The organism is Streptomyces sp. NPDC044061 (assembly GCF_056434305.1).
Genome location: NZ_JBWKFL010000001.1, coordinates 470,207 through 481,822, shown reverse-complemented (window position 1 = coordinate 481,822; position 11,616 = coordinate 470,207). Strand labels below are relative to the sequence as shown.

The 11,616-nt window shown below is 74.7% G+C and carries 9 protein-coding genes; 7 read left to right on the top strand and 2 right to left on the bottom strand.

Translation table 11 applies throughout. The features are described from left to right. Window positions 1-85: 85 nt before the first annotated feature. The 6 genes from AC07CM_RS02170 to AC07CM_RS02145 all read left to right on the top strand — a co-directional run bounded on the left by AC07CM_RS02170 (window position 86) and on the right by AC07CM_RS02145 (window position 7,943). Entirely contained in the window at window positions 86-1,405 is a 1,320-nt protein-coding gene (locus tag AC07CM_RS02170; RefSeq protein ID WP_478874392.1) for a radical SAM protein, read from the top strand. Between the two features lie 239 nt (window positions 1,406-1,644). Then, window positions 1,645-3,126 carry a cellulose binding domain-containing protein gene (locus AC07CM_RS02165; RefSeq protein WP_478874391.1) on the top strand — a complete coding sequence of 494 codons (1,482 nt, stop codon included), beginning with the start codon at window positions 1,645-1,647 and terminating at the stop codon, window positions 3,124-3,126. 248 nt (window positions 3,127-3,374) lie between these two features. Further along, window positions 3,375-4,469: a ribosome small subunit-dependent GTPase A gene (gene rsgA, locus AC07CM_RS02160; RefSeq protein ID WP_478874390.1), complete on the top strand. Its 1,095-nt coding sequence runs from the start codon at window positions 3,375-3,377 to the stop codon at window positions 4,467-4,469. Between the two features lie 150 nt (window positions 4,470-4,619). Continuing rightward, window positions 4,620-6,014 (top strand): DNA-3-methyladenine glycosylase 2 family protein, encoded by a 1,395-nt coding sequence (locus tag AC07CM_RS02155; RefSeq protein ID WP_478874389.1) that lies wholly within the window; start codon window positions 4,620-4,622, stop codon window positions 6,012-6,014. Next, window positions 6,014-6,508, top strand: coding sequence for a methylated-DNA--[protein]-cysteine S-methyltransferase (locus AC07CM_RS02150; protein WP_478874388.1), 495 nt, complete (start codon window positions 6,014-6,016; stop codon window positions 6,506-6,508). Before AC07CM_RS02155 ends, AC07CM_RS02150 begins: the two co-directional genes overlap by 1 nt. A 214-nt stretch (window positions 6,509-6,722) precedes the next feature. Then, complete coding sequence (locus AC07CM_RS02145; RefSeq protein ID WP_478874387.1) at window positions 6,723-7,943, top strand: GDSL-type esterase/lipase family protein; 1,221 nt, start codon at window positions 6,723-6,725, stop codon at window positions 7,941-7,943. 37 nt (window positions 7,944-7,980) lie between these two features. Here the strand turns inward: AC07CM_RS02145 and AC07CM_RS02140 are convergent, their stop codons facing one another. Next, window positions 7,981-8,463 carry a DUF456 domain-containing protein gene (locus tag AC07CM_RS02140; protein ID WP_478874386.1) on the bottom strand — a complete coding sequence of 161 codons (483 nt, stop codon included), beginning with the start codon at window positions 8,461-8,463 and terminating at the stop codon, window positions 7,981-7,983. A 36-nt stretch (window positions 8,464-8,499) separates the two neighbouring features. Further along, a complete protein-coding gene (locus AC07CM_RS02135; RefSeq protein ID WP_478874385.1) occupies window positions 8,500-9,489 on the bottom strand; it encodes a helix-turn-helix domain-containing protein in 990 nt (329 codons plus the stop codon). Window positions 9,490-9,948: 459 nt separating this feature from the next. Here AC07CM_RS02135 and AC07CM_RS02130 point away from each other — a divergent pair, with 459 nt between their 5' ends. Beyond that, window positions 9,949-11,589: a protein phosphatase 2C domain-containing protein gene (locus AC07CM_RS02130; protein WP_478874384.1), complete on the top strand. Its 1,641-nt coding sequence runs from the start codon at window positions 9,949-9,951 to the stop codon at window positions 11,587-11,589. Window positions 11,590-11,616 lie beyond the last annotated feature (27 nt).

Here is an 11,616-nt window from a genome sequence, read left to right as displayed (position 1 = left end):
CCGGCGTGCGGGGACCCGGCACGGCCGACGCCGACCCGGGGGCATACGGTGAGTGCTGAACGCCTGAGCCGGGAGGAGATTACGGATGGGCAGTCGCACCGCGCTGGTCGAGGATCTGATGGAGCGCTTCCCGCATGTGCCACGGGAGGCCGTCTTCAAGGAGGACCTGCTCCGGGGTGGCGTCGCCTTCGACCCGTCGGCCCTCAGTGACAACGAGAGCGGCGAGGTCAAGCCGAAGTCGTACTTCATCTTCTCCTTCGACCACGGCACCCTGCCCGAGCTGGGCGAGGCCGCGCTGCGCCGGCCCCCGGAGGAGATCATCCTCACCGGCGGCCCGTACGACCTGCGCCGTACCGTCGTCTCCGTACGGGTGAACCCGGCGTCGCCGTACCGGGTAGCCGCCGACGAGGAGGGGCTGCTCGGGCTGTACCTCGACGGCAGGCGGATCGCCGACGTCGGCGTGCCCCCGATGCCGGAGTACTACCGGCACACCCTCTCCAACGGGAAGTCCGTCATGGAGGTCGCCCCCACCATCCAGTGGGGCTACCTGATCTACCTGACCGTCTTCCGGGTCTGCCAGTACTTCGGCGCCAAGGAGGAGTGCCAGTACTGCGACATCAACCACAACTGGCGCCAGCACAAGGCGGCCGGGCGGCCGTACACGGGGGTGAAGGACGTCGAGGAGGTCCTCGAGGCCCTCGAGATCATCGACCGGTACGACACCCAGAAGGCGTCCACCGCCTACACCCTCACCGGCGGCGCCATCACCAAGACGGTCGCGGGCCGGGACGAGGCCGACTTCTACGGCCACTACGCCAAGGCCATCGAGGAGCGCTTCCCGGGCCGCTGGATCGGCAAGGTCGTGGCGCAGGCGCTGCCCAAGGCCGACGTGCAGCGGTTCAAGGACTACGGCGTGCAGATCTACCACCCCAACTTCGAGGTGTGGGACCGCCGGCTGTTCGAGCTGTACTGCCCCGGCAAGGAGCGGTACGTCGGCCGGGACGAGTGGCACAAGCGGATCCTGGACTCGGCGGAGATCTTCGGCGCGCGCAACGTGATCCCCAACTTCGTGGCCGGCGTGGAGATGGCCGAGCCGTTCGGCTTCACATCCGTCGACGAGGCCATCGCCTCCACCACCGAGGGCCTGCGGTTCTTCATGTCGCACGGCATCACGCCCCGCTTCACCACCTGGTGCCCGGAGCCCACCACCCCGCTCGGAAAGGCCAACCCGCAGGGCGCGCCGCTGGAGTACCACATCCGGCTCCTGGAGGCCTACCGCGCCACGATGGACGACTTCGGGCTCTCCTCGCCCCCCGGCTACGGGCCGCCCGGACCCGGCCACGCGGTGTTCTCCGTCAGCTCCTTCATGGACAGCCTGCCCGCCGCGGAACCGGCGGAGGTGTGACCCTCCCGAAAAACAGGGGGCGGGGGCGTTGAGCCGAACGGCGCCGTCATCCGTACCAGGGTTCGGAGCCGTCGTCCCGGGCACCCGCGGTCACGTCACGCGACCTCCCGGTCACCGAATTTGAATACGCCGCTTGTCAGTTGTGTCGAAGACGTGAAAGGCTCCTGCCCGCCGCGAGGTTCCCTCCAACTCCATTCCCCCTGAGGCGAGTTGACCTCGCACGTGGATGCAGGAGTCCCATGCCCGACCTGCCGAGCCCCCAGGACCCCACCGAGGCGGCGCTGTTCTCGGAGTGCTGGGACGCGGTGCTCTCCTACGCGGACCTGTGCACCTCGGGATCCCTGACGGCCCATCAGCTCGCGACCGAGGCGTTCACCGTCGGCATGCGCGAGGCGCGCGCCGCCGGGACGGTGCCGCAGCGTGGCCCCGGGCGGCGCGCCGGCCGGCTGCCGATGATCCCGGAACTGCTGACCGCCGTGCGCAACACGGCCGCCGGCTGGGAGGCCGACGGCCAGGGGCACAAGCTGGATCCCGAGCTGAGACTGTGGCTCAACTCCGACAGCGCCGCCCGCTACACCGGTCCGCCGCTGCAGCGCCCGGTCGCCCTGCGCGGAATGCGGGACATGCAGGAGGCGGACGCCTCGCTGCTGTGGCTCGCCGAGGTGGAGGCCCTGCCCCTGCCGACCGTGGCCCGCCGGCTCGGCCTCGACCCGGCCACCGTCGCCGAGGAACTCGACCAGGTCCGCTCGCTGTTCCGGGACCGCTGCCACCGTGCGCATCTGGACACCCCGATGGACGCGCAGTGCCGCAGCTACGCCCGGCTGCTGGACGCGGTCACCCGCTCGCCGGCCGCCGACACACCGGGCGACCTCTCCCGGCACCTCGCCACCTGCGTGCGGTGCGCCGAGGCCGCCGCCTGTCTGCGCCTGCACGGCGGAGGCCTGCCCGCCGCGCTGGCCGGCGGGGTCGTCGGCTGGGGCGGCCTCGCCTATCTGGAGCGCCGGCGCCGCGCCGCCGAGGTCCGGCTCGGTGCGGGTCGGCCGCCGGGCGCCGACACCGACGGCGGCGACCCGAAGGACCACTCGGGCCGCGGCCGCGTGCTGCGCAACGGCCTGCTCGCCGCGGCCGTCCTGCTGTCGGCCCTGGCCCTCGGCGTGTCGATGATGCCGTTCGGCGGCTCCGGCGACGACGAGGTGGCCGCCCGCGACGACGACAGCCGGCCGGTCGCCGCCCCCGCCACCTCCCGCCCCGCCGACCCGACCCCCTCCCACTCGCCCTCCACCACCCCGTCCCCGTCCGCCACGAAGGCCGAGCCGGACCGGAAGAACCCCGACCCCGAACCCCAGGGCACCTCCTCGGCCACCACCAGCGGCGGCCCGAGCCGCACGACCGCACCCGCACCCCCACCCGCCTGCCGGGTCGCCTACCACCTGGACAGCCAGTGGAGCGACGGCTTCCAGGCCACCGTCACCGTCACCACCGGCAAGCCGCTCTCCGGCTGGCAGGTCGCCTGGAGCTTCCGCGACGGCCAGCAGGCGGGCCAGATGTGGGACGCGACGGTCCACCAGAACGGCTCCCGCGTCACGGCCACCGCGGCCGACTACAACAGGGCCGTCCCCGCGCACGGCACCCTGACGTTCGGGTTCGTGGGGTCCTGGCAGGGGAAGAACCGGCCGCCGTACGCGTTCACCCTCAACGGCGCGGCCTGCGCGACGAACTGACGGGAGCCGCGTCCGCGACCGGCGCCGGAAAACGCGTTGACGCGGGGCGCCGGAGGCGGGCTAGAGTGATCGCGCACGCCGAGACGGTGTGCGTACGTACGAGCGGAGCGAGGAGGTGTCGACCGATGGCTGTCACTGTGCTGGGCGCTGCCCTCATTCAGGAACTCATCAAGTCCACCTCCGTGGCCACCGGCTGACCGACCTGCGCCGTACGCGCGCGCCGGGGCCACCCTTGTGAAGGGTCTCCCTTGACTTCCAGCTCCGCTGATTTCTCCGCGCTGGCTCCCTACGGCTGGGACGACGCCTGGGCCGACGCGTTCACCTCCTACGAGGCCGAAGGGCTGCTGCCCGGACGGGTGATCCGGGTCGACCGCGGCCGGTGCGACGTGGTCACCCCGGGCGGGGTGCTGCGTGCCGACACCGCCTTCGTCACCCCGCACGACCCGCTGCGGGTCGTGTGCACCGGTGACTGGGTCGCCGTCGAACCCGGCGGCAACCCCCGCTATGTGCGCGCGTGTCTGCCGCGGCGCACGGCCTTCGTGCGCTCCACCTCCTCCAAGCGGTCCGAGGGGCAGATCCTCGCGGCCAACGTCGACCACGCCGTCGTCGCGGTCTCCCTCGCCGTCGAACTCGACCTCGGGCGCGTCGAACGGTTCCTCGCCCTGGCGTGGGAGTCCGGCGCCCAGCCCGTGGTCGTGCTCACCAAGGCCGACCTCGTGCCGGACCCGGTGACCCTGGCCCATCTGGTCCAGGACGTCGAGACGAGCGCGCCCGGCGTGCCCGTGCTCACCGTCAGCGCCCTGCACGGCGACGGCCTGGACACGCTGGTCGCGCTCGTCGGCTCGGGCACGTCGGTGCTGCTCGGGCAGTCCGGCGCGGGCAAGTCCACCCTCGCCAACGCGCTCGCCGGCGAGGAGGTCATGGACGTACAGGCCACCCGGGACATGGACGGCAAGGGCCGGCACACCACGACCACCCGCAACCTGCTGCCCCTGCCCTCCGGGGGCGTGCTCATCGACACCCCCGGACTGCGGGGCGTCGGCCTGTTCGACGCCGAGAGCGGGGTCGGGCAGGTGTTCTCCGAGATCGAGGAACTCGCCGAAGGATGCCGCTTCCACGACTGCGGTCACGAGACCGAGCCCGGCTGCGCGGTCCGCTCCGCCGTGGACAGCGGCCGGCTTCCGGTCCGGCGGCTGGAGAGCTACCGCAAGCTGATGCGGGAGAACCAGTGGATCGTCGCCAAGACGGACGCCCGGCTGCGAGCCGAGATCAAGAAGGACTGGAAGCGCAAGGGTGCGCAGGGCAGGGCGGCGATGGAGGCCAAGCGGGGCCGCTGGAGCTGACGCTCCGTGCCCGTTGACGTCTTCCCGGCGGGCTGCCACGGCACCCGCCGGGATCGACCAGTGGGACGGCTCCGTCCGCCGGCCGCAGGGAACTGCACGTCCGATTTCCGCCAGACCGCCCCCTGCCCGGGGGCGACAATGGAACGCGTGATGGACGAGGACACCAGGTACGAAGCGGTGCGCAGCCGGGACGGGCGGTTCGACGGTGCGTTCTTCTTCGCCGTCGAGACGACCGGGATCTACTGCCGCCCCAGCTGCCCCGCGGTGACGCCGAAGCGGCACAACGTGCGGTTCTTCCCGACGGCCGCCGCGGCACAGGGCTCCGGTTTCCGGGCCTGCCGGCGCTGCCGGCCGGACGCCGTGCCGGGGTCCGCCGAGTGGAACGTCCGCGCGGACGCCGTCGGCCGGGCCATGCGCCTGATCGCCGACGGCGTGGTGGACCGCGAGGGCGTCGCGGGCCTCGCCTCCCGGCTCGGCTACAGCGCCCGGCAGGTGCAGCGGCAGCTCACCGCCGAACTCGGCGCCGGACCGGTGGCGCTGGCCCGCGCCCAGCGTGCGCACACGGCCCGGGTACTGCTCCAGACCACTGATCTGCCGGTCACGGAGATCGCGTTCGCGGCCGGGTTCGCCAGCGTGCGGCAGTTCAACGACACCATCCGCGAGGTGTACGACTCGACGCCGACCGAGGTACGGGCCGCCGCGCCCCGGGGCCGGGGCGCCCGCCGGGCCACGCCCGGGGCGGGCATCCCGCTCCGGCTCGCCCACCGGGGCCCCTACCAGGCCGCCGCCGTCTTCGACCAGCTGGCGCGGGAGGCCGTACCCGGCGTCGAGGAGGTGAGCGGCGCCCCCGGCGGCCGTACCTACCGGCGCACGCTGCGGCTGCCGTACGGCACCGCGCTCGTCGCCGTGGAAGAGCGCGCCGGGGGCCCGAAGCCGGGCCGGGGCACGCATCCGGGCGGCTGGCTCGACGCGCGGCTGCACCTCACCGACCCACGGGACCTGACCACCGCGGTGCAGCGGCTGCGCCGTCTGTTCGACCTCGACGCCGACCCGTATGCGGTGGACGAGCGGCTCGCGGCCGACCCGGTACTCGCCCCGCTGGTCGCCGCCCGGCCCGGACTACGCTCGCCCGGCGCCGTCGACCCGCTGGAGCCCGCGGTACGGGCGCTGGTGGGAGTGGCCGGGGCGGAGGAACTGGTCCGCCGGTACGGCAAGGCCCTCGACGCCCCCTGCGGCAGCCTGACCCACCTCTTCCCGGAGCCCGCGGCCCTCGCCGAGGCCGAGCCCGGCGGCCCCCTCGGCGCGCTCGCCGCCGCCCTCGCCGACGGCACCCTGCGGCTGGACCCCGGCGCCGACCGGGACGACGCCCAGCAGGCCCTGCTCGCCCTGCCCGGCGTGGACCCGGCGGTCGCCGCCACCGTCCGCGTCCGCGCCCTCGGCGACCCCGACGTGGCCCCGCCCGGCCTCGACGTCCCCGACGCCTGGCGGCCCTGGCGGTCGTACGCCGCCCAGCACCTGCGGGTCGCGGGGGAGTCGAGCGCCTGATGGAGACCATGTTCTGGACGGGCGTGGACAGCCCGGTCGGACGGCTGCTGCTCACCGCCGGCGCGGACGGCGCCCTCACCTCGCTGTCCGTGCCGGGACAGAAGGGCGGCCGAGTCGTCCCGGACGACCGGCGGCCCGACCCGGGGCCCTTCCGGGCGGCCGAGGACCAGCTCGCCGCCTACTTCGCCGGTGAACTCCGGGAGTTCCGGCTGCCGTTGCGCACCCACGGCACCGAGTTCCGGGAGCGGGTGTGGGCCGCCCTCGACTCGGTTCCGTACGGCGCGACCACGACCTACGGCGAGATCGCCCGACGCATCGGCGCACCGCGCGCCGCCGTCCGCGCCGTCGGCGGGGCGATCGGCGCCAACCCGCTGCTGATCGTGCGCCCTTGCCACCGGGTGATCGGAGCGAACGGCTCGATGACCGGGTACGCCGGCGGCCTCGACCGAAAGGTGCGGCTGCTGACCCTGGAGGGCGTGCTTCCGGCGGCCTAGCACCAACTCGTACGGGCCGAGCAGGAGTTCGGCCGCATCGCGGATTTCGACGCCGCGTACCCGCCAGGGCCGGCTCACCGCCCCGGGACCTTCCCAGGACCCGCGCCCCACGCCCCGCTGGGCCGAGCGGGTGGATCGGTGGTGGCGCTGCGCCGTCGCGCGGGGGGCGTGTGGCACGGTCGCCTCCGACGAGCCACGGAAGGCGGGCGCACCCATGGGCAAGACCGTACGCGGCGTCGCGGCACTTCTGCTCGCGATGCTGCCGGCCACCACGGCGCGGGCCGCCGCGGAACCCGCCCAGCCGCAGGCGCCGACCCTCACCGCACCCGCCCCGGGCTCGGGCGCCTGGACCGGCACCTGGGAGACCGCCCCCTCCGGCACCACCCCCGCGCTGCCCGGCGCCGCCATCCGCAATGTCGTCCACCTCAGCGTGGGTGGCACCGCCGTGCGGATCCAGCTCAGCAACCGGCTCGGCACCGCGCCCCTGCGCCTCGGCGAGGTCACCGTCGCGCTCCGGGGTACCGCCGGACCGGGCGCCGCGCCCGGCACCCTGCGCACCGCCACCTTCCACGGCGCCCGCACCGCCACCGTCGCACCGGGCCACGACCTGTTCACCGATCCCGTCCCGCTGTCCGCCCGGGACGGCGCCGACCTGCTGGTCACCGTCTTCACCCCGGACGACAGCGGCCCGGCCACCTTCCACCGCCAGGCCATGCAGACCAGCTACGTGGCCCCGGCCGGGGCCGGCCACGCGGACGACGAGGACGGCTCCGCGTACACGACGGCCACCGGCTCCTGGTACTACGTCACGGGCGTCGACGTCCTCGGCACCGCCACCGACAGCGTCGTCGCCTTCGGCGACTCGCTCACCGACGGCAACGGCTCCACCCCCGACGCCAACCACCGCTGGCCCGACCGGCTCGCCGAACGCCTGCGCACGAGCCGGCTCGGCGTCCTCAACGCCGGGATCTCCGGCAACCGCCTGCTGCACGAGGGCACCGGACCGAGCGGCCTCAGCCGCCTCGGCGCGGACGCCCTGGACCGGGCGGGAGTGCGGGTCCTGGTCGTGTTCGAGGGCGTCAACGACATCAACGGCTCGCCCGAGGCGAACGACCCCGCCGCCCTCACGGACGCGTACCGCACGATCGTCGCCCTCGCCCACACCCGGGGCATTCCGGTCATCGGCGTCACCCTCACCCCGTACCGCGGCCACCGCCTCTTCAACGCGGCCCGCGAGGCCGTACGGCAGCAGGTCAACGCGTTCATCCGCACCGGCGGAGCCTTCGACGCGGTCGCCGACGCCGACGCCGCCCTGCGCGACCCGGCCGACCCCCAGCGCCTGCTGCCCGCCTACGACCAGGGCGACCACCTGCACTTCGACGACGCGGGTCAGAACGCGGTCGCCGAAACCGTCGGCCACGCACTGGACCACTGACCGGCCCGCCCCGCCCCGGTCGCCCGCCGACCGTTCTTCAGGCCCACAGCACCGCCCCCAGCCACGCCCCCGCGATCAGCAGACACGCGAACAGCTCGGCGAGGACGCTGGAGCCGCCCGCCCGCATCGTGGTGCGCAGCGCGGCCATCGCCTCGCCGTGACCGCCGAGCCGCAGCCGTTCGTGCAGATAGATCCCGGCCATGAACCCGGGCAGCGCGCCCACCACCGGGACCAGCAGGAAACCGAGGAGCGCGCCGCCGCCGGCGTACACGCCCGTGCGGGGCGAGGCGCCGCTCGCCCGCAGCCGGCGCGGCGGCAGCGCCCAGCGCACCACCAGGGACAGCAGCAGCACCGCGGTGGCCCCGACCAGGACGCCCCACGCCACCGGACGGGGGTCCGTCAGCGCCCACCACAGGACCGCGGCCCACACCAGCCAGGACCCCGGAACCCCGGGCACCAGCACTCCGCACAGGCCGAGCGCGATCACCACGCCGACCAGCAGGAGTTCCCACGCTCCCATCCGCCCAGAGTGCCGCAGGAGCGAAGAAGCCGCAGGTCACGGGGAGCTTTCGCGCGACACCCAGCCCCGCTCGTAGGCGTGCCAGCCCAGCTGCAGCCGGGTCGTCACGCCACTCAGCTCCATCAGCCGCTTGACCCGCCGCTGTACGGTCCGCAGCCCCAGGTCGAGCTGCTTGGCCACGCTCGCGTCGGTCAGCCCGGCCAGCAGCAGCGAGAGCACCTCCAGATCGGTGGCGTCCGGGCCGTCGGGCTGCTGCTCGGTCACCCCGGACTCGCCCAGCCGGAGCGGCAGCGCCTCCCGCCACACCGACTCGAACAGCCCGGCGAGCAGTTCCAGCAGACCGCTCGCGTGCACCACCAGGGCGGCCGGCTCGGCCGTCCGCGAGGTCAGCGGCACCATGGCCAGGGAACGGTCGGCGATCACCAGCTTCGTCGGCACCCGGTCCACCACCCGCACCCGCTCCTCCCGGCCGAGCGCCGTCGTCAGCTCGGTGAGCCCGTTCGGCAGGTCGAGCACCGAACGCTCCACCACCACCCGGTAGCCGACCCCGCGCCCGGCCGCCTGCTCCTCGGCGTCGTTCTCCGCCCCCGAGACCACCACCGGGTTGCCGGTGACCAGCGCGCACACCTCGTCGGCCGCGCCCAGCTGCAGCTGCAGAAAGCGCTGGGCGACCGCCGAGGCGCCGGTCACCACCTCCACCAGGTCGTGCACTCCCGGTTCGGCTGCCGCCGCCCGGTACTCCTCGGCCAGCAGCGCCGCCGCCAGCTCCGCCTTCTCCAGTTCGTGCCGCTGCTGGGTGAGCAGTGCGCCCAGCGCCACCCCGGGTGGCGCCGCCACCCAGCGGCCCGGCCACGCGGGTGACTGGGCCGCCAGCCCCTGGCGTTCCAGCCGGCGCAGCGCACGTTCGGTGTCCGGCTCGGCCAGCGACAGGCGCCGCGCCAGATCGGCCACCTCGGCGGCGCCCACGGACACCAGCGCCCGGTACGCCGCCTCGTGCGTCTCGTCCAGGCCTATGGCTGCCAGCATCGACCCACGTCCCTCCCCTGAGAACAAGCCGTCCACGCGGAGCTCCCTGGCGGAAAACGGCCACGGCGCAAACCCGCCGCCGCACATCATCGCCGTACCGGTGGTGACTCTGCCAAGGTGGGGCCTCCCAACGACGCGCGGCATGGGCCGGACCCACAGCCGCCTCCCAGGAAACCAAGCCACAATCCGGCCAATCGACCGGCGCCTTCGGCGAGCCGGTCGTGCGTGACGGTGATCCGGGCCCGGACGTGCGCGAGCGCACGAAGGGGATGCGGGGCCGGGTCACACCGTTGTCGCCGGGCGGTCCTCCCGTGGGGGGTGGGACCGCCCGGCGGCCTTCGCCCTTTGCTCGTACGACAGTTCGGGCCGTCCCTCGACACGCCGTTCGAGGCGGTCGGGCGCGCCGGATTTTCCCGATGCCCCGTTTTCATACGGCGCGTGCGGTGGACAATTAGGGGCATGAGCCAGCAGGGGGGTAGGCCCACCCGTCACGAGGACGACTGGTGGGGGCAGCTGTACGGGGACTCCACCGGGGACACGGGCCCCACGGCCGCGCCCGACTCCCTGGACGACCGCTTCACCTCGGCGACGAACGCGGTGGAGGGACGGCCCGGGGGAGCGGGGGAAGCACGGCGGGACTCCGGGGGACCGGTGCCGGACGAACCACCCGAGCAGCCGCCCCAGCAGCCGCCCGGGGAGCGCGTGGTACCGGCGCAGCGCGCCCCGGCCCCACCCGACGCGCCCCCGGACCCCGCCGACCCGCCCGCTCCCACGGGCCCCGCCGCGCCCGCGGGTTCGCCGCCTCCGCCCCCGACGGCTCCGCCGGTTCCTCCTGTCGCGCCCGCGGGTTCGCCGCCTCCGACGGGTCCGGCCGCTCCGCCGGTGCCTCCCGTCGCCCCGGACACACCACCCGCTGGACGGGCCCCCTGGGAACCCCCGCCCGCCGAGCCCGGGACACCGGTGCCCTTCCCGCCCGTGGCCGGCGGCTCCGTGGGCCCCGCTGAGCCGGTGCACGCGGTGACCGGATCCTTCGTGCCCGAGGCCCCGGCCTCCCGGTTCGCCGTCGGCGACCGGCCCGAGGCCGTCTCCCCGGACCTCCCCGTCGTACCCCTGCCGCCCCCGCCCCTGTCCTCCCTCGACCACGTGGGCTCCGGACCACCCACCTACGACCCCGAGCCCACCGCCCTTCCCGCCGCCGACCCCGACGAGCTCGGTGAACTGGTCGCCGACACCGTGCTGGACGGCGCCCGGTACGGGGCCTGCACGCTGCGGGCCGTGTCGTCGCGCGGGGACTCCGCGCGCTTTCGGGGTGAGCCGCGCCGGGACGCGCTGCTCACCGCGCGGTTCGGGACGGGGGAGCAGGCCCTGCTGTTCGTCGCCACGGCGACCGGCGCGCGGGCCACACCGTATGCCCACCTGGCGGCGGCCGAGGCGTGCGAGTTGATCGGGCGGGCGGTGGGCCGCAGTCACCAGAGGCTGGCCGAGGACATCCGGGCCGCCCGGCGCGGCGACCTGAAGTCGGGACTGCACCGGCTGACCGCCCGCAGTCTCGGCAAGCTGCGCGCCGCCGCCGTCGAACAGGACCTGGACCCCGAGGGGTACACGGCGAGCCTGCGCTGTCTGCTGCTGCCCGCCGACCCCGACTGCCGCACCCGCGTGTTCTTCGGCGTCGGTGAGGGCGGCCTGTTCCGGCTGCGGGACGGCGAGTGGCAGGACATCGAGCCGCACGTCCCGCCTGCCGGCACCCCCGGCGAACCCGTCCTCGGCTTCGGCTCCCCGCCCTCCGAGACCCCCGAGGGCGACCGGCTCACCATGGACCTCGGCATCCCGACCCCGCCGAGCCCGTACGAGCCGGCCCCGGAGCCGCCCCCCGAACCCTTCCGGTTCCGCGCCTCGGTAGCCCGCACGGGTGACGTGCTCGTCATGGGCACCGGAGGCCTCGCCGAACCGCTGCGCGGCGAGCCCGCGCTCTGCGCCTACCTGGCCCGCCGCTGGTCCGGCCGCACCCCGCCCGGCCTCGCCGCGTTCCTCGCGGACGTACAGGTGCGGGTGAAGGGCTACGCCGACGACCGCACGGCGGCGGCCGTATGGGAGGCGTAACCGCGGCCCCTGTGGATTGATGGAACG

Bases quoted from the DNA above. Each gene is read 5' to 3' on its own strand.
- AC07CM_RS02170 (WP_478874392.1), top strand. From the start codon at position 86: ATGGGCAGTCGCACCGCGCTGGTCGAGGATCTGATGGAGCGCTTCCCG.
- AC07CM_RS02165 (WP_478874391.1), top strand. From the start codon at position 1,645: ATGCCCGACCTGCCGAGCCCCCAGGACCCCACCGAGGCGGCGCTGTTC.
- AC07CM_RS02155 (WP_478874389.1), top strand. From the start codon at position 4,620: ATGGACGAGGACACCAGGTACGAAGCGGTGCGCAGCCGGGACGGGCGG.
- AC07CM_RS02150 (WP_478874388.1), top strand. From the start codon at position 6,014: ATGGAGACCATGTTCTGGACGGGCGTGGACAGCCCGGTCGGACGGCTG.
- AC07CM_RS02145 (WP_478874387.1), top strand. From the start codon at position 6,723: ATGGGCAAGACCGTACGCGGCGTCGCGGCACTTCTGCTCGCGATGCTG.
- AC07CM_RS02140 (WP_478874386.1), bottom strand. From the start codon at position 8,463: ATGGGAGCGTGGGAACTCCTGCTGGTCGGCGTGGTGATCGCGCTCGGC.
- AC07CM_RS02135 (WP_478874385.1), bottom strand. From the start codon at position 9,489: ATGCTGGCAGCCATAGGCCTGGACGAGACGCACGAGGCGGCGTACCGG.
- AC07CM_RS02130 (WP_478874384.1), top strand. From the start codon at position 9,949: ATGAGCCAGCAGGGGGGTAGGCCCACCCGTCACGAGGACGACTGGTGG.